This window comes from Methylobacterium frigidaeris (genome assembly GCF_022179185.1).
Taxonomy (GTDB): Bacteria; Pseudomonadota; Alphaproteobacteria; order Rhizobiales; family Beijerinckiaceae; genus Methylobacterium; species Methylobacterium frigidaeris.
On record NZ_BPQJ01000188.1, the window covers coordinates 1 to 277 of the forward strand.

Below are 277 nucleotides of genomic sequence, written 5' to 3' on the forward strand. Positions count from 1 at the left end.
GGCCTTTGCGGGCTTGCATCGTAATCGTACTTTGTGCAGCGGATTCGGCGATGCTACTGGCAGCTTCGAGCGCCACCGGAACAGAGAGATTTTGCTCGCTGGACTGACGTAACGATTCCACCACCGGCACCCACACATCACACATGGTTTTATCGCCAGGTTCGGCTTTCCCGCGACTGATTACGCCGTCCGCGCCATCGCGGAACATCTGATAAAGCTCTTCCAGTGTCAGGCTTTGCCGTGCCTGGGTCGCCTGTGCGGCGCGGATAAAGAAGGT

The 277-nt window shown here is 57.8% G+C and carries 1 protein-coding gene; it reads right to left on the bottom strand.

The genetic code is table 11. The features are described 5' to 3' along the window. Window positions 1-277 (bottom strand): DAK2 domain-containing protein (locus tag MFF64_RS36810; RefSeq protein ID WP_238193973.1); only part of this gene is annotated, 277 nt, incomplete at both ends.